Below are 20685 nucleotides of genomic sequence, written 5' to 3' on the forward strand. Positions count from 1 at the left end.
CGCCACGATGGGCGATAACGGGTATCAGGACCACCATCGGGCAAACAGGGAGAGCAGGGCACATGGCGGGCACGGACGCACTACTGCGGGGACTGCGGCGACTGCAGGTCTCCTTCACCATCGTCGAGCGCCTCTACGGCGGACAGCAGGCCATCCGGCTTCACCCCGGTGGTGAGCTCGCCGCGGTCGACAGCTGCGGCACCGTGCGCTGCGAGCCCGCCCTGCAGGCGGCACTCCAGGCCCCGGCGCTCGCCGAGCTGCGCACACACCTCGACCAAAGCCACTGCGAGGCGGCCGTGCTCGAGCTCCGCCGCGATGGCGCGGTGCGGATCGTGACCGACGGCGCGGCGCTCGACTTCGAGCACCTCGGCGCACTCTGCGCACACCTCACAGCCACCGACAGCCAGGCGCCATGAGTCACCAATCGGGTGTCTATAATTTGTCTAAAATAATTTGACCGCGCCCAGTTGGGGCAGTATTATTTCGGCAGTTATCGCGGCCACTTGAGTGCCGCAGGGTCGACCGACAACAGGTCAATGCCATGGAAAAGGAACGCACACAGCCAGGCGGCTTGCCGCAGAAGGTCATTCGCTTGATCGGCGACATGCGCGCCGCACTGCTGACGCTGGTGGACGCTCAGCGCGGCCACGGCGAGGAGAGCGATGCGCAGGCAAAGGCGCTGCGCGAGGATCTCGTGCGCCTTGACCCGAGCCAGCCCATCGCGCCACGGGCCAAGGCGCTGGTGGCGCTCACCGAGGGCAGCCAGGCGCGGCGTCTCAATGCCGGGCGCAGTGCCGAGTTTGCCGAGATCTTCTTCGAGCGGCTGACAGCACTCGCCGAGCAGTTCACCCGCAGCTATCCGAGCAGCGAGGCGCTCGCCGCCATTCAGGCGCGGATCGCCGCGCACGCCTGCGAGCCACACCGAAACCTGCTCCAGGGCCTTGAGGACATGAGTGCGCTGAACGCCACCATCCAGGCGGTGCGCGACGAGGAGCAGCGCGCGATGCGCGCCTACGTCGGCGAGGTGCAGGAGCGTCTTGCCGATATCGATGCGGTGATCAGCGCCTCGTGCGCCGCAAGCACCAGCGCACAGGACGCACAGCGCCGCGAGGATGCGGCGCGCGATGGCGATATCCGCGCCATGCAGGAGACGGTGCGAAGCTCGGAGAGCTTCGAGAGCCTGCGCGGGGCGATGGGCAGCGCACTCAGCACCCTCACCTCGCGGATGCTTGCCTTCCGAGAGCAGCAGGTGAATCGCGAGACGCATGCCGCCGAGGAGTCGGCACGGGCGAGACACGAGCTCGAGACGGTCAAGGCCGAGCTCTCGAAGAAGGCCGAGGCGCTCTACAGCGATCCGCTGACCGGCGTGCCGAACCGCCTCGCCTTCCAGGAGCACGCCAATGCGGCCTACCAGCGCTGGCGCCACTGCCCGGTGAGCAATCGCACCGCGATCACGGTCATCGATATCGACTTCTTCAAGTCCGTGAACGACCACTTCGGCCACGCCGAGGGCGACCGGGTGCTCTGCGCTGTTGCCCATGCACTGCGCGACAACCTGCGCGAGGGCGACTTCCTGGCCCGCTGGGGCGGGGAGGAGTTCGTGATCGTGAGCGAGCGGAGCACGAGCGTTGACGCAAGCCACATGGCGGCCCGCCTTCGAAAGGCGCTCGCCACCCTCTCGCTCACCAGCGCCGATGGCCGGGCAATCCCGATCACCGCCTCCTGCGGGGTGGCCGAGCTTTGTGACGGCATGAGCATGGACGATGCCTTCGAGCGCGCCGACCGTGCGCTCTACCGCGTCAAGGAGTCGGGTCGTGACGGGCTTGCCGTGCATCACGCCGGCACCCGCAAGGCGGTGCTGCTCTTTAGCGGCAAGCGCACCCACCCCGAGTACCCCGAGGCCGAGGCGCACCGGGCGTGAGTGCGCCACCCCGCCATGTAGCCCGCCACCGCCCGAACACAAGCGGTCGCGACTTCGTGGTGGGCGATATCCACGGCGCTTTCACGCTCCTTCGCCAGGCGCTCGCGCGCGCCCGCTTCAACCCCGCCACCGATCGGCTCTTTAGCGTCGGCGACCTGGTGGATCGCGGCGTCGAGTCGCCGGCTGCCGCCGAGTGGATCGACAAGCCCTGGTTCCACGCCGTGCTCGGCAACCACGACGCGCAGTACGCCTTCATGAAGGGCGGGCCGATCAGCGAGGACATCTCCTGCAATGGCGTCGAGCGCTGGTGGCTTTCGATGCCGGAGCAACGCTTCGAGGCCCTTTGCCAGGCGCTCGCGCGCCTACCCTTCGCGATCGAGGTGGAGAGCGCCGAGGGGCTGATCGTGCTGGTGCACGCCGGGGTGCCGCTGGACTATCCCGACTGGGGGAGCTTCGCGCAGGCGCTTCGGGACGGGCATGAGGGGGCGCTGATCGCAGCGCTCTGGGACCGCGAGTCGGCGCAGTGGGCACAGGACGTCACCGACGGCCCGGAGCGCGGTATTGAGCCTGGCTACTGGCTGCACGACATCGCCCACGCCTTCCACGGCCACACACCGGATACGCGCAACGCCTACCGCCCCTATCGCCTGTCCAATCGCTACTATATCGACACCGGCGCCTGCTTTGCCCACAAGCGCCCCGGCGCCACGCTCTCGCTCTTCGACCTCACCAACCCCGCCGAGCCGCTGATCGCGCTGCGCCCCGACACGCCCACGCCGCGGGAGAATGACGGTAGTCTCTCCCGGGCACTGCCCTAGACAGGGCAGGGCGCCAGCCGGTCCGTCACTGCGCGAGTGCGCCGAGTCCGGCCGCTGCCAGGCAGCGCGGGCAGGTGATCGCCGCCGCCGCTGGTGCACGACGCAGCCCCGCGCTCGCCGCTGCACCGCAGAGCAGCGATCCGGCCTCGCGAACCCCGCCACCGCGATGCAGATCAGCCAGGAGTGCGAGGTGGACCAGCGGCTCACACCGCCTTGACCCGGCAAGCACCGCGGCGGCGCCTGGCACGTAGAGCCCGAGGCGCGCGCCGCGGGCGAAATCCGCGCGGTGAATGGAGAGCGTGTCCGAAGCGGGGGGCAGGCGCTCTTCAGGGCGTGCCTCACCCGGCACCATCAGCGCTTCCATCAGCCGATCGAGCGCACAGTCTCCCACGTAGCGCCGAGGTGGGAGGTGGTGCCCGTCGGCGCCGAGCACCTCAAGCGTCATGGCGCCGGTGGCGCCGACCCGTACCAGTCCGCAGGGCCCGCGCGTGTCGAGAAAGCCAAGCACATGGCCACCGCGCACCGCGCGGCGCGGCGCACTGCCAGGCGCCGTCAGCCGCCTTGAGAGAAGCGCACCGTGCAGCGCGCAGGCCGCCTGGAATGGCGTTCCCAGCGCAGCGCTCAAAGCCGGATCTCCTCGACATCGGCGGCGTGAAGCACCACCGACTCCTGTATCCACAGCCCCCGGCGCACGCCGTTGTCGGCAAGCACCCACTCGGCGTGCGCCCGACGCTGTGTGCCATCGATCAGCCACGGGTCACTCACCGAGACCGGCGCGCAGCGCTCCTGGTCAAAGAGGAGACTGCCCCGCGGCGGCAGCACGTCGCACAGGCGATAGAGATCGGCAGGGAGCGGCTCCTTCAATCGCAGGCGGATGTCATGGCGGATCTCGAAGGCCCCGGTGCGAAGGCCCGGCAGCTCGAGCTGCCAGACAAACGTCAGCACCGCACCGGCCTCAGCGCTCTCGAGCATGAGCGGCCAGTCAGCCGCCCCGCGGGTGGCGACAAACAGGCCCGTGCGATCGCCCGAGCGCACCCGCGGCGGCGCCTGTGGCTCGTGCACGCCACGGCCGTTCACCAGCACCCGACAGCGCAGGCGCTCCGGGCGCAGCGCCTTTGCGAGCGCCCAGTTCACCCGCAGCGTTGGCAGCACCAGCAGGCAGACCCGGTGGGGGTCCGCCGTGCTCGATGCGGGTGACGGAAGGACGGCTGGCTGCATGTGCGATTCCTTTTAATTATTAGAGTACATAATGCCCGAAGCCGGCATCGGCAACAAGGACGATTGACAATATTTTATTATTTATATATTATTAAGGTCGGAAATCCGCCTGCGGTGGGCGGTAATGGGGCGCGTGTGACCGATGAGCTGGTGACAGTCCGCGGCCGGGTGCGGCGGCGGATGTTCTATAACCAGGACGATGGCTTTTGCATCGTGCTGATCGATGTCGCGTCGATTGATCGCGGCAAGAGCGTTGGCGGCCGCTCGCTTGGCGTGAAGGGGCGGCTTCGCGGCATCGAGGAGGGCATGGACATCAAGGCCCAGGGGCGTTTTGTCGAGCATGCGAAGTACGGCCGACAGCTCCAGGCCGACCTGATACTCCCGGAGATGCAAGACCTCGAAGGGGTCTACCGCTACCTCCTCGCAGGCGGCATCAGCGGCGTTGGCAAGAAGCTCGCCGGGCGCATTGCCGAGACCTTCGGCGCGGGCGCACTCGAAATCATCCGCCGCGAGCCGGAGCGCCTGCTCGAGATCGAGGGCATCGGCAAGGCCAAGGCCGCGGAGATCAGCGCAGCCCTTGCCGAGCAGAAGTCGGTCGAGGAGATCATGACCTTTCTCCTCGGCGCGGGGCTTGAGACGCGGATCGCGAACCGCATCCACCGCGAGCTCGGCGACCAGGCGCTCTCTCACATCAAGGCGAACCCCTACATTCTCGCCGGCATCGCCGGCATCGGGTTTGCGACCGCCGATGACATTGCCCGCTCCCTTGGCATCGCCCCGGATGCGCCAGCGCGCATCGAGGCGGGGCTTGAGTACGTGGTCAGCGAGGCGATGCGCCGCGCCGGCCACACCCGCTTCCCCCGCGACTACGTGGCCGCGCAGGCGGCGCGCGGCCTTGCACTTGATCGCAACCTCGTCAGCCAGGGCATCGAGCGGATGATTGCAAGCGGGCAGTTTCGCCTGAGCGCCACGCCGAGCGGGCCCATGCTCGCGCAGGCCAGGGTCGCGCGGCTCGAGCGGCGGATCGCCGAGCAGCTGCTCGCCCTTGCCGGGGAGAGCGGCGTTGACGTGCCCAAGGCGCGCATCGCGGCCACCGCGCCGATCACGCTTGCCGCCGAGCAGCTCGCCGCCGTCGAGGGCGCGCTGCGCGAGCGGGTGTGTGTGATCACCGGCGGGCCTGGTACCGGCAAGTCCACCATCACCGACATTATCCTGACCCTGCTTCAGCGCGAGGCGGGCTGCGCGAGCATCGCGCTCGCCGCGCCCACCGGCCGCGCCGCAAGGCGCCTCGCCGAGGCGACCGGTCGGGATGCCGACACGCTGCATCGCCTGCTCATGATCAATCCGGAGAACGGCGAGTCCAGTCGCGATGACGCGATCGAGGCCGACGTGCTCCTGGTCGATGAGTTCTCCATGGTCGACACGGTCATGGCTGGCCACCTGCTCGATGCGATCGCCGCAGGCACGCGCCTGATCCTGATTGGCGATGTCGACCAGCTGCCCTCGGTCGGCGCGGGCCAGGTGCTCGCTGATATCATTGAGAGCGGCGCGCTGCCGGTCTTTCGCCTGGCACACGTCTTTCGCAACGCCGGCGACATCAAGCTGAACGCCGCCGAGATTCGCCAGGGGCGGATGCCGGTGCTCGACACCGATGCCAGCTCCAACTTCCGCTTCGTTGAAACCATGAATCCGGATGCCGGCAGTGTGGTGGCCGTGGTGCGGCGCATGATCGAGACCGACGGCATCCCGGCCACCGATATCCAGGTGCTCGCCCCCATGTACCGCGAGGCGGCCGGGGTGGACGCCATTAACGCAGCACTGCAAAGCGCACTGGTCGGCGACCCGCAGCAGAGCAGCCGCAAGCTCGTGCACGGGCGCACCGCCTTCATGCTGGGCGACCGCGTGGTGCAGACGGCAAACCGAAGCGTCACCCGCAAGGATGGGAGTACGACGCGGATCAACAACGGCGACGTTGGCTACATCACCGAGATGAATGCCGCCGAGGGCAGCTTCAAGGTGGACTTCGATGGCGAGGTGATCGCCATGACCCGGGGGGATCTGATCGACCTCTCGCTCGCCTACTGCGTCACGATCCACAAGTCCCAGGGCTCGGAGTACCGCGGCGTGGTGCTGCTTTGTGCGCTTGCCCACGGCTACATGCTGAAAAGCGGCAGGCGGCTCGTCTACACGGGCATGACCCGCGCCCGCGAGCGACTCTACTGGGTCGGCGAGCGCGAGGCCGCGGCCCTTGCGGTGAGCGATGTTGGCGAGCGCCCCCGACAGACCGGACTGCGCGCGGCACTCGCCGACTGCGCGGCGGGCAGGGCGGGCGAGTCGCTCGCCGAGGCCGTCTGACGGGAACTGACACGCAAGCAGGGGGAGATTACGACAATGAGTGATGAGAGCATTGCCCGGGTCGCGCACGAGGCAAACCGGGCCTGGTGCGAGGCGCATGGCGATTTCAGTCAGTCGCCATGGGAGGGGGCACCAGCCTGGCAGCGCGCCTCGATCCTGACCGGTGTCGCCGCCCACCGCGCAAATCCGGCGATGACCCCGGAGCAGTCACACGCGCTGTGGCTTGCCGGCAAGACCCGCGATGGCTGGCGCTACGGGCCACAGAAGCGCGTGGATCGCCGTGAGCACCCCTGCATGCGGCCCTACGCCGAGCTCCCCGCGCACCAGCGGACCAAGGATGCGCTCTTCACGGCCGTGGTGGGCGCGCTGCTACGCGCCGGCGAGTGACCCCCATGCTAGGAGGCAACCCGCGCCTGGGCGATGATGTCCTGGGCCGGCATGCCACCCCAGGAGTCCATGGGTGAGGCGGCGACGATGGCGAGCGTCTCGGGATCGATCACCGCGCTGCCATCCGGTGCCATGGAGACGAGATCAATCGCGCCCTGCACGCGGATGCGCATCAGAAGCGCCAGGCGATGGGCCACACTGCGGCCGATCGCTGGCGGCTCGGAGACAAAAAGCCGCCGGCAGTAGAGGATGGCAATGGCGAGCGCGTCGCGCTCGTCGAAGGCGCGCAGCACCGCAGGGGTCATCGGCGTGGAGGCGGGGAACACCGCTTCAAGCATGGCAATACGCCCCTGTGCGATGCCCTCGCCAAAGGCAATGGCGCGCGCAAGGTCATTACTCGTGACACTCGGATAGGCATTCTCTTTCTCACCCTGGCTGATCACGGCTGCGCCACCCCCTGAAGTTGCTGTGCTGGGGCGAGTATAGCGGGATGTCCAGAAAGCGGCTAATGCGCGTATCCAGCGCGCTCGATGCGCGAGAGCGCCTGGCGAAGCGCCGGGTCCGCCAATGCCCGGGCAAGGGCAGGGGGGAGGCCACCCGAGCGCTCGCCGCGCAGGGCCGCGGGCAGTGCGGCCACCCTGCCGTCGCTGCGAGCGAGTGCTGCGAGTGCGGCAAACGCCTTGGCGTCGAGCACGGCATCACTGGCAAGGAGCGCACGGGCGATGGCGGCAAGCTCATCATGGCGCGCGCCCGAGAGCGTGCTGGCGTCGATGCGCGCGAGCAGCGCGCGCAGTGCCGGCGCACTCCAGTGCTCGGCATCGCCAAGCAGCAGGCGCAGATCCCGGGCAAGGGCGACGGACTCGACCGCCGCGACAGACCCACCCTCGGCGAGCACCAGCAGTGCCGCCAGGAGATCGGCGTAGACCTCGCTCTGGTAGCGCAGGTAGGCGCGGCCTGGCACAAAGCGCCCATCGGCCGCGCTGTGAAAGTGCAGGGTGCGAAAGCCCTCATCGGCGAGAAACGCGTCATCGCAGTGGGCGAGTTCATGGAGGAGTGCGAAGCGACGGTCGATCGCAAGCTCCGGGAGAGCGGCCACGGCAGGCCCTGCCACATCGCCGGGAGGTGCGTGTATGAGACAGACGCCATGGCCGCGATAGCGGATGCCGAGCATGTGGAAGTGTCCCTGGCGATCACGTTGATCCGCCGCGTGCTCCGAGACCTCTGCCCAGAGTGCTGTCGAGATGACGCCTTCGGCGAGGCGCGAGCGCAGCGCGCCAAGATCCGCGGGGTCGTAGAGGGCAAGCAGCACCTCGCCATCAAACCAGGCGCTGTAGGCCTCGCGCAGCAGCGCCTCATCCGCGGTCTCGGGCGGTGGCTCCGCGAACTGCCCATCGTAGGCGTCGGGAAGCGCGAGCGGCGCTCGGCAGCCGGCAACAAGGAGCGCCATGCCAAGGAGCATGGGCGCTACCCGCAAGCCGTCTTTTACGATGCCCCCCACCGCGCCCCCTGTTCACCCAGCGCACCCGCAGCAACAGGCAGGCGGGTATTGTTTGATATAATGGATATTAACAGAAGAGCGGCGCCGCGACAGCAGCGCCAGGGAGGGTGTGGGCATGGAGCGCATCAAGCACGGGGATCCTGGCAGCGGGTTTTTCCGGCCAAGCATCAGTCATCGGCATGAGCCGGCCGGGGAGCGGTTTTTTCTCCCTGGACTCTACGCCTCGCGCAGGCGGCTTTGCCGGATCACCACCCTCACCCTGGGGCTTGCCATCGGGCGGCGGCGGATCGAGCTCCATTTCATGCACGTCAAGACACGCTAGCGCACGCTGTAGGGCTTTGTCGGTGGGGGTGTGTCGCTGATGCGATCAGCGCGCACCAGCGTCGGCGCGATGTAGCGCACCTCCCTTTTCTCGCGCCCCGGGCCGACGCGCTGATGGCGGAAATGACCGCGGCGCCAGTGCGGGCGCACCGCGCCACCACCCCCACCACCGACAAGCTCCGGCGGAAGCGCCTGCGGGCCAACGCGCACCCGGTCATAGAGTCGCGGCAGGCGCCGCTCTGCCCGTGCACGCTTCTTCGCGCCGAGGCGGCCAAGTGCAGCGCGGGCCTCGCTCTCCTCGGGCAGCCACTCGCGGCGCACCTCGCTCGACTGGATATAGAGTAGTGCGCAGGCGAGGTGCCAGAGGCAGGCACGGAAGCACTGCTCGTCAATGCGCTCTGCCGCCCCTCGCGTGCCACCCCCGTGCGACCAGGCGCTCGAGACGCAGCGATCGAAGGCCGCGGAGAGCGGCTCCTCGTCATCGGGGAGGTAGAGCGTCATCACCTGGTGGGCGTCATCGGCGAGGTTCTCCTTGCCGAGCGGCGAGCCGATGAAGTCGAGGTTGATCACCCGCAGCACCTCGCCTTCCGCCGCCAGTCCGTTCATCCAGCCGGGGATATTGTCGCCCAACCGCACACTGACCGCATCCTCCATGACGTAGACACCCTCGAGCACATGGGCGCCGCTGATCGGGTTCATGACCTGAAGCGGCGAGTTGCGGGTCTCGCCAAACTCGATGAAGAGGCACGGGTAGGGGGAGCGCAGCACGCCGCAGGGAATGTCCTCGGGGAGGCGGGTCTCGCCAAGCAGCGCCTCGAGCGCGTCGGTGGTCTGGAAGAGACTGCCCGGGAGCGCGGCGAAGCGCGCGGCCATCATCTCCGATTTCAGCGCCCCGAAGCGCGCGCCGCCAGGCGAGCGATCCATGTCACGGGCAAATCGACGAAACCCCGGGTTGTCCTCAAGCGCGCAGACCGCATCGTGGTAGCCGGCTCCAGGGTCATGCAGCAGCGGGCCGAAGTCGATTGCAAGGCTCTTGCCCACCTCAAGGAGCATTGGCAGGTAATTCATCAGCGCGAAGCGCCGTGGGTGGGGAAGGGCGAAGAGTCGCTCGTCGTGCATGTGTGCGTTGTCCATGGCGCGGAGTATAGCCGAGCCGTGGCTGCCATGCCGATGCTGCACTGCGCAAGCGATCGTTTAAAAAATGCTTGCTCCGTCACAGTTTTGATATTAATCTCAAATTATATCAATGGAGGGATCCATGATGATGGCACCAAGACGACATGAGGTCGTAGCCACCAACGGGGCCAATGGGCAGGTGCTCTGTCGGATCCTGCGCGCGGACAGCACAGAGGCGGGACGGATCCTGCTTCGTCCGGGGCAGGTGCTCGACGGCGAGGCGCTTGCGACCCTGGAGGGGCATTGCAAGGCACGGGGCATGATCGACCCGCTCGATGAGCTGGTCGCATCAACCGCCCCGGCCCAAGGCCATGGAGCGGCCAGCATGACGAGGGAAGGCGCGGACCAGGCACTCTGGTCGTATGTGCGGGCAATTGACTGGCCGGCGGCGGGCGAGGCCGATGACGCTGTGCCCGTTGAGTGGCGCCTTGAAGCCTGCCAGCGGCGGAGAAACCAGGCACTAAGCCGCCTCCCCGGCGTACTGATGGCGCCCCTGCGCGAGCGTCTGCTGGCGCTGACCACGCGGCTTGCCGATCGCCTGGGCGAGGGTGGCGCCCTGCCGCCTGCGATCGCCCGCGCCTATGCGGCACACACCATTGCCCTCGGCGAGCAGGCCTACCACCAGGCGCTCGAGAGCCCCGCGCGGGCGCGCGAAGCCGCGCGAGAGGGCCGCTACCACCACGGATTCGAGCGCATGTTCCCGACCCCGCGGGATGTCAGGCTGAGCCACAGCGGCTATTTCCGCGAGCGAGCAGAAGCGCTGCTCGGGGATGTGGAGGCGTCACTCGAGCGCATCACCCCGGCTGCGGACGGCTCGAGCGAGCACCGCCTGCTGAAGCTTTTGCGCGAGCGCTACGCCCTGGTCATCCAGGGGCGCATCGGCCATGCGGCAGACCGGGTCGACACACTGCACCGGGCGATCGACAAGCTGACCGCCAGCGGCCAGGTGGAAATCGACCCGGCGCACCTTGCGTTCTTCGGTGACCTTGCCACTCGTTATCCGGATTCCACGGCCAACCCGGCGGTGGCGAGAGCCCGGCGCGCCGCGCTCAGCGAAAATACATTTGATAAATGGTAAAATAAGGGTAGACTTCGACAACCAGGTCATCGGAGCCCTGCCATGTCCATTGTCAGCCTGATCCGCCGCGCCCGGGGTGCGGAGCGCGCACGCGCAGCCGCGCAGGATACCCGCTCGCCGGAGCGCTGTCGCGAGCGCCTCTCGGGCGTCGCCGCCGCGGCGCTCGGCGCAAGCAGTCTCGTGCGAAACCGCAGCGGGGTGCAGGTGCGCGTCGAGCAGCATGACCAGTACCAGACCTTCCATATCGACTGCCCGGCCGATGGCGTGTCGCTCGCCTGGCACCATGCGCCTGGCGGCGATCGCTTTGACGCCTTCCTGGTGCAGGGCGCGCGCCGAGCGCGCGTGCTGGTCTCCTGTGAGCGCGGCGCAATCCTCGGGCGTGCGCTTGCAGAGGACGCGCTCTCGCGCCTCGAAGCCATGGCCGAGCGGCTCCTCAATCCGCCCCGGACAGCCTCTTTTAATTGACATTTTATTAAATAATAGCTATACTGTCCTGACCTATCCGCGCAACCGGAGCTCTTACCATGGACAGCAACAAGCGTCAGGCCCTCGCAGCAGCGCTCGGGCAGATTGAGAAGCAGTTTGGCAAGGGCTCGGTGATGCGCCTGGGCGATCAGCGCGCGGTGGATGTGCCGACCATCTCCACCGGCTCGCTCACCATCGACGTCGCCCTTGGCATAGGCGGGCTGCCCCGCGGCCGGGTAATCGAGATCTACGGCCCGGAGAGCTCCGGCAAGACCACACTCACCCTCCAGGCGATTGCCCAGGCGCAGCGCGCCGGCGGCACCGCGGCGTTCATTGACGCCGAGCACGCGCTCGACCCGGTCTACGCCGAGAAGCTCGGCGTGAACCTCGATGAGCTGCTGGTCTCCCAGCCCGATACTGGCGAGCAGGCGCTTGAGATCGCCGACATGCTGACCCGCTCGGGCTCGGTGGATCTGATCGTGGTCGACTCGGTGGCCGCACTCACGCCGCGCGCGGAGATCGAGGGCAGCATGGGCGACTCCCACGTCGGGCTGCACGCCCGGCTGATGAGCCAGAGCCTGCGCAAGCTCACCGCAAACATCCACCGCACCAACACCATGGTGATCTTCATCAACCAGATCCGCATGAAGATCGGTGTGATGTTCGGCAGCCCCGAGACCACTACCGGGGGGAATGCGCTCAAGTTCTACGCCTCGGTGCGCCTGGATATCCGCCGCATCGGCGCGATCAAGAAGGGTGAGGAGGTGGTCGGCAACCAGACCCGGGTGAAGGTGGTGAAGAACAAGGTGGCGCCGCCCTTCAAGCAGGCGGAATTCGAGATCCTCTACGGCCAGGGCATCTCCCGCGAGGGCGAGCTGATCGATCTTGGCGTTGCCCACAATCTGATCGAGAAGTCGGGCTCCTGGTACGCCTACCAGGGCGAGCGCATCGGCCAGGGCAAAGAGAATGTGCGCGAGCACCTGCGCGAGCACCCGCAGATGGCGGACGCCATCGACCAGGCGCTGCGGGCGATCCTGCTGCCGGGCGCTGCGAAGGGCGCCGTCGAGGCGCTGCCGGAGGCGGTTGGCGAGTAGCGCCGACCACCGCGTCTCCCCTCGCGCGGGTGCCCTGGTGGCACCCGCGCTGTCGTTTGGCGGCCAGCCGCAGGCGGCCTACGCGACAAAGCCAAGCAGCGGATTGAAGGCAAGCACAATGCCCTGGCGGTGGCGCGGCAGGTCAACACCGCAGAGCGCCCGGCGGGTCGTGCGCCGGTCCGGATCAAGGCCAAGGCGCTCGGCAAGACTGGCGTAGCTCTCCTCGGCGTGGGTGCGGAGCAAAAAGCGCGCTTCGTCGAGCCGGCTGTAGTCACTGACGGCCACCGACGCCTCCACGCCGCGGCGCAGCAGCCGCGCTGAGCCGGTGTTGTAGTCGGCGCCCATGGCGGTGAAGAAAAGCCGTGCCGGCTGCGCCTGGCGGCCGCGGAAGGGCAGCGCACGATGGAGGTGGTCATTGAGCAGGCAGTCGGCGCGGCCGATGGCCGCCGGCAGACCCGGCGCACGCCCCGGCCAGGTACGGCTTGCCGCGCGGATCAGCCGGTCACCGAGCGCGAGGTGCTCGAGCGCACTGATCGGCGAGGCGGCGTAGCGCTCCGGGCGCAGCAGCGCCGGGGCCGCATGACAGCCGGGGGTCTCCAGTAGCTCGCCAAAAGCCTCGGCCGCGCCCGTTAGCGCAAGCACCTCGCCGGCGGGCGGCGGCGCGACGCCATCCTCAAGTAGCCCCTCGCGCAAATGCACCGCAGGCTGCGAGCAGACCGGATAGTGCGGTGGCTGGCGGCCGGAGCGGTCGTTGAGCGCACGGGTCTCGATGCCAGGATAGCTCCAGGGGCGGTCCTTGCCGCGCGCTGCGCGCAGCGGCGCGTCGAGCACCAGTACGTTGGCGAGCTCCCCGGCGGTCTTCTCGCGCCGATGGCGCCAGACGCGGCCGACGGCCTGGATCATCGAGCGCGTCGAGCAGGGCTCGAGCACGGCCCAGTCGTAGTCGTGGTCGCGACCGGTCTCGATGATCGGCGAGGTGACCACGATCAGGAGGAGATCGCTGCCACCGGCCTCGCGCACCGCGTTGAGTGCGGTACGCACGTGCCGATCGCCAAGCAGCGGATCGCGCTCACCGGCGCCATGCTCTCGGCGAAGCGCCGCGTTCAGGAAGCCCTCCATGGTCATGCGATCGAGCAGTGTGTGCTGCGCGTGGTAGCAGAGCAGGCGGAAGTCCATACCGCGGGGGGCTGCGGCTCGCGAGGCGAGGGCGGCAAAGCGCTGCGCATCAGCCACGCGCGAGAAGCGAATGAAGCCGGCCGAGCAGCGCACCCCGCTCTCCTCGTCAACCACGTGGCAGCCGGGGCGGCTGTGGAGATCGGCGCAGCCATCGAGCAGGGCGTCAACGCTGATGCCAAGCGCCTCATCCCGGGGCTCGGCGAGCCGCGGCGCGCCAAAGAGCGCCCGGCGGTGGCGCACCGGTGCGCTGGCAAGTGCTGCGGCGACGCCCGATGCAAAGTCCCGGTAGGCGGCACGGATGTCCGCCGGCGGCGCGACGAGGCGGGCAAACGGGGCGTGATTGGCAATAAAGGCGACCTGCGGCTCGGGCGTCTGGGGCCACCACTGGCGGCGCAGTGCCTGGCCGGCCATGTAGGCGGCATAAAGCCCCTCGACGATCGCCGGTGCGGCGGTGGCCGAGGCGATCAGCACCCGCCGGCCGTAGAGTGCGCAGAGGTGCACCAGGCGCCCGATGGTCACGAGATCCTCGGCGGTGAACTCATCGATCTCGTCAATCACGAGATCGGCGTGCATGAGGTGGAGCAGCACGCGGGTATCGCCGCCGCGGGCGAGCGAGGCCGCGCACACCAGGTGGTCGATGGTGAGGATGCTGATCGGCCGCTCGAAGAGCGCACGTTCCTTGGGTGCGCCGATCATTGAGAGCAGCGGGCTGTAGGCGTCGGTGTCGATCAGCACATCGCCCTCGGCAAGCACCACCGCGTCCTCGGCGTCGAGCGGCGCACTCGCCTCGTTGTCGGTGCCATGCGGGGAGTCGTGTCCGGGCGCGTCCGCCCCGGCGCTACCGCCGATCAGAAGTGCGACGTCCTTGCGGGCAAAGCCCATGCGCTCACCCACATACGCCTCGTAAGTCTGAGTGGTCAGCGTGCGAAGGCCAAGGGCAACACTGACCCGCATCTGATCGGAGATGCTGCTAAGCAGGTGCGCTGCCGCAATGGTCTTGCCCGAGCCCGTGCCGGCGAGCAGCACGGCGAAAAGCCCTGCGCCGGTGGGCAGTGGCTTGAGTGCCTCGCGCGCTGCGCGCTGCCAGTAGAAGGGGCTCTTGCGATCGGGGCGCAGGGTGTCGAGGGCGAGCGGGCGCGCGGCGCGCGAGAGCGTTGGGAAGCGCTGGTAGGGGCTGTCAGTGAGCGCGCAGAGGCCGCGGAAGGTTGCCGAGGCGCGCGCCCCAACATCCAGCAGGTGGGTCTCGAGGCGATCACCGAACACCCGCGAGGCGCCAGCCTCCTGCGGGACGGTCTTCGCGTAGACAGCCCGCTCGCGCCCCGGGGCCTCGTCCGGGCGGGCCTCGGCCGAGGCCTGGTAGTCGCCGTAGATGAGTGCCGGGCGGGCGAGAAAGGCAAGTCCGGCGACCCAGTCCGAGGGGGCGTCCGGCTGCACCACCGGTGGTGCCGCGAGCTCGCCGATCGCGCGCGCAAGCGAGGCGGCGCAGCGCGCAACCCGCGTGCACCAGCGCGCGCTCTGCCAGGGCTGCTCACCGGGCGCGAGGGTGAGGAAGTCATCGAGCCGCCCGGCGCTCTCGGCGCTCATATAGGTGTCGATGGTGCAGTTGATCTGCTCGCCGATCGCCGTGGCACGCCCCCGGCGTCCGGCGCGGGTCTCGACCACCTCGACCTGGCCACCTGGCAGGCGGTGATGGGTCAGCACCAGCCAGAGCAGCGCGCTTGTCACCGGACGTGCGGCCCAGTCAGACGCCTTCAGGACGCTGCAGGGGGCGCTGCGCGGGGCACGCGGGCGGGGCGCGCGCTCATCAGGCGCGACATCGTCTGGCTGTGTGCTGTAGGCAATGGCCTGGAGCCGCCAGGGCTCGAGCGCCTCGCGCGCCGCGGCGAGGGCGGGCGCGGCATGGGACGCGAAGTACTCCGCGACCGCCTCGGGCGACAAGAGCCGCTGAAAGGGCTCGTCGGTCTGGCAGAGCGGGGCGAGCAGCAGCAGGCTGACAAGCTCATGGCGAAGCGTGTCCGGTGTGTGGGCCGGCACTTCGCGGGCAGGCGCCACCGAGCGTGCGAGCTTGTCCTGGAAACCGATGGTGCCCTTGCCGATGTCATGCAGTAGCCCGGCAAGTTCGACCAGGCGGTTATAGATCGCGATGTACGGATCCGGAGAGTGGGTCGCCGTTGGCGGCAGCTTGCGGTAGGTATGCGCGTAGGTGCCATCCTCGCCGTAAGCGCCGGGACTGCCGATGCGCCAGGCGACCTCCGGGGGGCGGCGGCGGCGATGGGTATGGCAGATCAGCGCGGACTGTCGGGTCGCCTGGCGGCGAAGCTCGCCGTGGAGCGCCTTCAGGCCCTCGGCGCTGATGTGTCCGCACCAGGTGCGCCGTCCGAGCTGCGGCAGGTAGCGCGAGAGGATACGGCGGGCACGGACGTAGGCCTTCTTCTCGCATTCACTGAGGATGGTGATGATCATGCGGCGTCCCTGGCATCCTTCATGGCCTTGAAGAGCCGGGGCAGGGCGCGGGTCGCGTCTATCTGATCGACGCAGCGCCGGCGAAAGGCGCTGCGATTGTCGCCTTCGGCGGCGCTCGCGAAGGCGATCGGCATGATGACGCCGTCCTTAATGACATCGGCAAGATCAAAGACAAGACCACCACGGCGAGTCTTGCCGTGGACGACCGCGAGCGCCGGCGGGATGCCAAGGGCCCAGAGCGTGACGGCGGCAAGGCCGTAGGCAAGGTAGTTGCCGTGATCAAGCAGTGCGTTGACGACATCGCCCGCCTGCGGGTCGCGCCGAAAGCCTTCCATGTCGTGCGCCTCGGCAAGCGCCCGGTAGAGTGCTTTCGCGTAGTTCGCCTCATGGCCGAGCAGCTCGGGTGTCTTCTTGCAGTGGAGCATGGCCTCGAGGAATGCCTGTGCGGCCTGGTCGGGGTAGGCAGTCGAGGAGCCAAGGGCTGCCTTCCAGGCGGGCTTGACGAAGGCAAGGCGCGCGGTCTGGAGGCTCACCGCGGCGCGCAGGGAGCGCTCCGGATCCTGGTAGATCGGCAGCCAGTCGCGCAGATGCTCGGTTGGTCGGTATTCGCTCTGCGAGGCGAGGTAGAGCGGCGTGCCGCCGCCACCGACAAAGGCGAACATCACGCCCTGCTCGGCGAGTTGGCGGGCGGCCTGCTGGGTCAGCGACGTGCCTGATCCAAGCAGCAGGCAGGCGACATTGTAGTGGGGGATGGACCAGTACTTCTCGTAGGCATCCTCCTTGCGGACGAAGGAGATGCGGTGGTCATTGGCGACAATCCGGCAATGCTCAAGGTACATCACGCCCTGTCTTTGTGACGGCATCAGCATCGGTCGTCTCCGCGCGCCGGAAGTCGGCGCTTGTTTTTTTATTTACATTAAATTAATGTTGATCTGCTGGCAAGGGACGGATGCCGGGCGGGCGGGGCATTGGCCCCAAGACCGACATGACGGGAAAACGAAGGTTTTTCGTCAAAAACCGTTAAAAACGCCTCTTTAACAACATGTTGCGTCATTTTTGGCACAGTTACCCGCCACATAGGCGGCTGAGAGAGCGCGGACATGACGAGCACGGCATGGCTTTGGGTTACCCGCCACATAGGCGGCTGAGAGACAGGTGTGCGACTTCCTCGAATGCAGACACATGTTACCCGCCACATAGGCGGCTGAGAGAGCCTTCAGCTCTGCATGTCTGCCGCGGCGATCGTTACCCGCCACATAGGCGGCTGAGAGAAGTGCCACAAATCATCGCCGTAAAAGAGGTATGTTACCCGCCACATAGGCGGCTGAGAGATTTATCCCCCCCCGGATCTTCTCTAGACGCCCGTTACCCGCCACATAGGCGGCTGAGAGATCATGGAATGGATAGTCCACCGGACGGTCGGCGTTACCCGCCACATAGGCGGCTGAGAGACATACTTCAGAGTCAAAAACGAGCCATGGGACGTTACCCGCCACATAGGCGGCTGAGAGATTCACACACATCTATGAGCTCGATATCGCGACGTTACCCGCCACATAGGCGGCTGAGAGACGCATCAAACGCCGCCGACTTCGGTGTGCTCGGTTACCCGCCACATAGGCGGCTGAGAGATCGGTTACGTGCCGCACCGCTGCGCCTTGCTCGTTACCCGCCACATAGGCGGCTGAGAGAATCCCCGAAGCCGACGATCTCGCTCCGTTCGAGTTACCCGCCACATAGGCGGCTGAGAGAATAATGCCGGTGTGCCAGGTGAAGGGCGCTTGGTTACCCGCCACATAGGCGGCTGAGAGATGGCAGTCGGTTGGTTGGGCTTTGCTCTGCACGTTACCCGCTACATAGGCGGCTGAGAGAGTGCGCTCAGTGAAGCGATACCAGAGCAAACAGTTACCGATAGCCGCCGGCGATTACCAAGGCTATGCCATCATAGATGGCACGATCTGGAGTGTCGGACGCAATGGCGAAGGTCAGCTTGGACGTGGTGGCGACACGACCACCTGGGGCTCAACGAGCGTGAGCAGCGTCAGTGAAATCGCAAGTGGCGGTTACCACGGATACGCTCTAATTGACGGCACCGTATGGAGCATCGGGCGTAATACCGAAGGTCAGCTTGGTCGTGGTGGGGATGCCGCTACCTGGAGCGCAACGGATGTGAGTGGTGCCAGAAGTGTGTCTAGTGGGTATCACAGCGGCATCGCGATCAAAGAAGGCTCAGTTTTAGGCGTCGGGCGCAATGGCGAAGGCCAACTGGGTCTTGGCGATACATCCAACCGAAGTGAATGGGGGGAGATACCGGATCCGTTCACAACAGAGGAATGAGGCACGGGCGGAAATTACCGATGTTCGGTGCATGGGCCAGGATGGCTTGTTGAAAATCATGCACCATACCGTCCACTCCGATTAAAGCCAGTCTCCGTTGGCAGGCTGGCACCAAGCGACGTCCGCCCCACAAACACCCAGGGCGCAGCCAGGAGTGGATTTCGTGTGTTTCCCAGCCGATCCTGCTGCTTGAGCGAGAAATCAAGGCGCATGAACATCCGCTGCGCCGTCTCCTCGGCAACGCTTGCGCGGTGCAGTTGGTAGGCGGACATGGCCTCGATGCGGTAGGGTTGTCCCAACTCGCGTAAGCCATCCTCCGGGAGCATCCCGCCAAGTACCTCAAACCAGTTGTCCTTCCTCTCATCGAGACCACCGGCATCCAGTGGGGCCCCGGCATACTCCGTGGGGATGCTGTTGGAGACAACATACTGGTGGCAGATAGGCAGCTTCTTCGGATATCGCACACCCTGCATGCCATCGAAGTGCCAGCCCGGGTTGCGCTGTGTGTGCCCGGCCGGCACCGACCGACAGTCTACGGTCAGGTACAGGTGGTAGTCCTCCCAGTCATCCCCTAGAAGCTGCTGCTCGAAGGCAAGGATCTGCTCGAGCAGATCGTTGACGGCGGTATGCGTGGCGTAAGGGCTGGGGAGGCGGATCTCACCGCGTGGGAGCTTGATCAGCATGTCCAGACAGCACGGAAGGATGGTATCGAACCCGGATTGGTTCCGGATCTTGCCAACAACCACGGGGAGTCTTGGGTGAGCAAATTGACCAGCGTGGAAGGCGGATTGGGGTGATACATCCAGTTGCAGTCGTTTCAGCCGTTGTACCTGCGTCAGCATGCGCTGGTTCGCTCCGTTGCATGAGGCTCTCGCCAAGGCGTGCATGGCTGCTGCTGGCCCGGGTGTGCTTGATGCCAGCAGCAGGGTGATCAGCCTGGTTAGAATCCGGGGCCGTTACTCTCAGGGGGTGCAGGGTTGTTCTTGATCCACTGAGCCAGTGTCTCACCGCGGACTTCCGTGCACAGCTCAGCCAGTTCCTTGTTGCTCATCTCACTGACATAGTCGCTAAGTAGCGTGTCAACCGTGACCGTCTCAGTATCCACGTTATTGGCAGCAAGCTTCTCGCACAGTACGTAGGAGTCCAACATCTCCTCATCCGACATGCACTCTTCGATATACCCCAGCATCTGTTGTCGTGTGGCCATAGTGATTGGTCCTTGTGTGATTTGGAGGGGGAACCTCCAAGTTTTATCATGAATGCGCGAAAACCCCGCCGTTCACGTCGGGGATGGATAGCGCGCGCTTCATCGAAGCGCAGGGTCAGGAGGTCCGTTGTTGCTGATTTTGACTTTCCTTCAAAGCTGACGATAATTAAAGTTATATTAACACTAGGAAGCAGGTCATGGCCAGCACCAAAACACTCCAGGTTCGCGTCAAGGACAAGCATGCCAGGGCGTTGCTGCGCGAGGCGGCTTCCGTGAACTTTGTGTGGAACTACATCAATGACCTGAGTTTCCATGTGAACTCCCTCGCCCTGGTCAAGACCAGGATGGCCAAGTCCACCCTGGACGCAGGCTGGGGGATGCTGAAAACCATGCTGGCTTATAAATGCGATCACGCAGGCAGGGTTTCACAACGCCCGTCAACACATCGGACTTCGCCCCCTCGGTTTCCATCTCCTCGATGGCAAGCTCGAGCTGCGCGACCTGGTGGTCGAGATTCTCCGACGAGCGGCCGAACTGCATGCGCTTGAGCTTGGCCAGCTCCAGCTGCAGCAGGTTACGCCACTTGAATAACTGGTTCGTGTTGACGTTGTAGCGCCGTGCGACCAGTGAAACGGAGGCGCCGTCCTTCAGCGTTTCCGCGACCATCTGCTTCTTGCTTGCCAAGCTAAAACGCCGTCGCGTCCGCTTGGGACCACGCTTGTTCTCATCAACCTTGGTGTCCACTTATCCCCCAAGTGGACACTTAACGAATGCCCACAGAATGAATGCGAGCGCGCATCATGGGGAAGTGGAATCAGGACTGAAAGACGGTTCTGACCGTGCGGTTACCAGTTACCCGCCACATAGGCGGCTGAGAGAAGTGGGCTGGAGGCGCTCGGTCCCATTTGCAGATTACCCGCCACATAGGCGGCTGAGAGAGGGCAGTCGCGCGGGCGCGGGACCGCATCAAAGTTACCCGCCACATAGGCGGCTGAGAGATCGGTTACGTGCCGCACCGCTGCGCCTTGCTCGTTACCCGCCACATAGGCGGCTGAGAGAATCCCCGAAGCCGACGATCTCGCTCCGTTCGAGTTACCCGCCACATAGGCGGCTGAGAGAATAATGCCGGTGTGCCAGGTGAAGGGCGCTTGGTTACCCGCCACATAGGCGG

General features: G+C 66.4%; 20 protein-coding genes and 2 CRISPR repeat arrays. Of the genes, 10 read left to right on the forward strand and 10 right to left on the reverse strand.

All coding sequences use genetic code 11. The features are described 5' to 3' along the window. Positions 1-62 precede the first annotated feature (62 nt). From J2T57_RS08665 to J2T57_RS08675, 3 genes are all read left to right on the forward strand, one after another. A complete protein-coding gene (locus J2T57_RS08665) occupies positions 63-416 on the forward strand; it encodes a hypothetical protein (protein WP_253476757.1) in 354 nt (117 codons plus the stop codon). Positions 417-541: 125 nt separating this feature from the next. Next, a complete protein-coding gene (locus tag J2T57_RS08670) occupies positions 542-1921 on the forward strand; it encodes a GGDEF domain-containing protein (protein ID WP_253476759.1) in 1380 nt (459 codons plus the stop codon). After that, the gene (locus tag J2T57_RS08675) at positions 1918-2739 is read left to right on the forward strand and encodes a metallophosphoesterase (RefSeq protein ID WP_253476761.1); all 822 of its coding nucleotides are present in this window, start codon (positions 1918-1920) and stop codon (positions 2737-2739) included. The genes J2T57_RS08670 and J2T57_RS08675 overlap by 4 nt, the downstream gene beginning before the upstream one ends. Positions 2740-2764: 25 nt before the next feature. Here J2T57_RS08675 and J2T57_RS08680 read toward each other — a convergent pair whose 3' ends face one another. After that, positions 2765-3364 (reverse strand): hypothetical protein, encoded by a 600-nt coding sequence (locus tag J2T57_RS08680; protein ID WP_253476764.1) that lies wholly within the window; start codon positions 3362-3364, stop codon positions 2765-2767. Then, complete coding sequence (locus tag J2T57_RS08685; RefSeq protein WP_253476765.1) at positions 3361-3957, reverse strand: hypothetical protein; 597 nt, start codon at positions 3955-3957, stop codon at positions 3361-3363. Before J2T57_RS08685 ends, J2T57_RS08680 begins: the two co-directional genes overlap by 4 nt. A gap of 135 nt (positions 3958-4092) precedes the next feature. On the opposite strand from J2T57_RS08685, the gene recD2 reads away from it, so the two are divergent. Together recD2 and J2T57_RS08695 are read left to right on the forward strand one after the other, a co-directional pair. Further along, positions 4093-6312, forward strand: coding sequence for an SF1B family DNA helicase RecD2 (gene recD2, locus J2T57_RS08690; protein ID WP_253476767.1), 2220 nt, complete (start codon positions 4093-4095; stop codon positions 6310-6312). Between the two features lie 36 nt (positions 6313-6348). Next, positions 6349-6699: a RyR domain-containing protein gene (locus tag J2T57_RS08695; RefSeq protein ID WP_253476769.1), complete on the forward strand. Its 351-nt coding sequence runs from the start codon at positions 6349-6351 to the stop codon at positions 6697-6699. A gap of 8 nt (positions 6700-6707) precedes the next feature. On the opposite strand, the gene J2T57_RS08700 is transcribed toward J2T57_RS08695, so the two are convergent. Together J2T57_RS08700 and J2T57_RS08705 are read right to left on the reverse strand one after the other, a co-directional pair. Further along, complete coding sequence (locus tag J2T57_RS08700) at positions 6708-7142, reverse strand: hypothetical protein (protein WP_253476771.1); 435 nt, start codon at positions 7140-7142, stop codon at positions 6708-6710. Positions 7143-7204: 62 nt separating this feature from the next. Next, positions 7205-8197 (reverse strand): hypothetical protein, encoded by a 993-nt coding sequence (locus J2T57_RS08705; RefSeq protein ID WP_253476773.1) that lies wholly within the window; start codon positions 8195-8197, stop codon positions 7205-7207. Between the two features lie 115 nt (positions 8198-8312). Here J2T57_RS08705 and J2T57_RS08710 point away from each other — a divergent pair, with 115 nt between their 5' ends. Further along, positions 8313-8519: a hypothetical protein gene (locus tag J2T57_RS08710; protein WP_253476775.1), complete on the forward strand. Its 207-nt coding sequence runs from the start codon at positions 8313-8315 to the stop codon at positions 8517-8519. On the opposite strand, the gene J2T57_RS08715 is transcribed toward J2T57_RS08710, so the two are convergent. Beyond that, positions 8516-9652 carry an AcrVA2 family anti-CRISPR protein gene (locus tag J2T57_RS08715; RefSeq protein ID WP_253476777.1) on the reverse strand — a complete coding sequence of 379 codons (1137 nt, stop codon included), beginning with the start codon at positions 9650-9652 and terminating at the stop codon, positions 8516-8518. The genes J2T57_RS08710 and J2T57_RS08715 overlap by 4 nt on opposite strands. 124 nt (positions 9653-9776) lie before the next feature. Here J2T57_RS08715 and J2T57_RS08720 point away from each other — a divergent pair, with 124 nt between their 5' ends. From J2T57_RS08720 to recA, 3 genes are read left to right on the forward strand one after another with little or no spacing between them, the layout of a single operon-like run. Continuing rightward, positions 9777-10772, forward strand: coding sequence for a hypothetical protein (locus J2T57_RS08720; protein ID WP_253476779.1), 996 nt, complete (start codon positions 9777-9779; stop codon positions 10770-10772). A 42-nt stretch (positions 10773-10814) separates the two neighbouring features. Then, entirely contained in the window at positions 10815-11237 is a 423-nt protein-coding gene (locus tag J2T57_RS08725; protein WP_253476781.1) for a hypothetical protein, read from the forward strand. Positions 11238-11296: 59 nt separating this feature from the next. Beyond that, complete coding sequence (recA, locus tag J2T57_RS08730) at positions 11297-12331, forward strand: recombinase RecA (protein WP_253476783.1); 1035 nt, start codon at positions 11297-11299, stop codon at positions 12329-12331. Positions 12332-12409: 78 nt separating this feature from the next. Here recA and J2T57_RS08735 read toward each other — a convergent pair whose 3' ends face one another. Beyond that, positions 12410-15970: a P-loop NTPase family protein gene (locus tag J2T57_RS08735; protein ID WP_253476785.1), complete on the reverse strand. Its 3561-nt coding sequence runs from the start codon at positions 15968-15970 to the stop codon at positions 12410-12412. Continuing rightward, positions 15967-16839 carry a type I-F CRISPR-associated endonuclease Cas1f gene (cas1f, locus tag J2T57_RS08740; RefSeq protein WP_253476787.1) on the reverse strand — a complete coding sequence of 291 codons (873 nt, stop codon included), beginning with the start codon at positions 16837-16839 and terminating at the stop codon, positions 15967-15969. Before cas1f ends, J2T57_RS08735 begins: the two co-directional genes overlap by 4 nt. Positions 16840-17034: 195 nt before the next feature. Further along, a CRISPR array of direct repeats spans positions 17035-17842; the repeat unit is 28 nt; unit sequence GTTACCCGCCACATAGGCGGCTGAGAGA. Between the two features lie 9 nt (positions 17843-17851). Here cas1f and J2T57_RS22405 point away from each other — a divergent pair. Then, positions 17852-18307 carry an RCC1 domain-containing protein gene (locus tag J2T57_RS22405; RefSeq protein WP_253476789.1) on the forward strand — a complete coding sequence of 152 codons (456 nt, stop codon included), beginning with the start codon at positions 17852-17854 and terminating at the stop codon, positions 18305-18307. Positions 18308-18363: 56 nt separating this feature from the next. Here the strand turns inward: J2T57_RS22405 and J2T57_RS08750 are convergent, their stop codons facing one another. From J2T57_RS08750 to J2T57_RS22200, 3 genes are all read right to left on the reverse strand, one after another. Continuing rightward, positions 18364-18990 carry a hypothetical protein gene (locus tag J2T57_RS08750; RefSeq protein WP_253476791.1) on the reverse strand — a complete coding sequence of 209 codons (627 nt, stop codon included), beginning with the start codon at positions 18988-18990 and terminating at the stop codon, positions 18364-18366. A gap of 257 nt (positions 18991-19247) precedes the next feature. Next, positions 19248-19514 (reverse strand): hypothetical protein, encoded by a 267-nt coding sequence (locus J2T57_RS08755; RefSeq protein WP_253476793.1) that lies wholly within the window; start codon positions 19512-19514, stop codon positions 19248-19250. Between the two features lie 333 nt (positions 19515-19847). After that, positions 19848-20258, reverse strand: a complete 411-nt coding sequence (locus J2T57_RS22200) for a transposase (RefSeq protein ID WP_366519082.1) — start codon at positions 20256-20258, stop codon at positions 19848-19850. 107 nt (positions 20259-20365) lie between these two features. After that, positions 20366-20633: a CRISPR direct-repeat array (repeat unit 28 nt; unit sequence GTTACCCGCCACATAGGCGGCTGAGAGA). Positions 20634-20685: the final 52 nt, after the last annotated feature.

This window comes from Natronocella acetinitrilica (genome assembly GCF_024170285.1).
Classification (GTDB): Bacteria; Pseudomonadota; Gammaproteobacteria; order Nitrococcales; family Aquisalimonadaceae; genus Natronocella; species Natronocella acetinitrilica.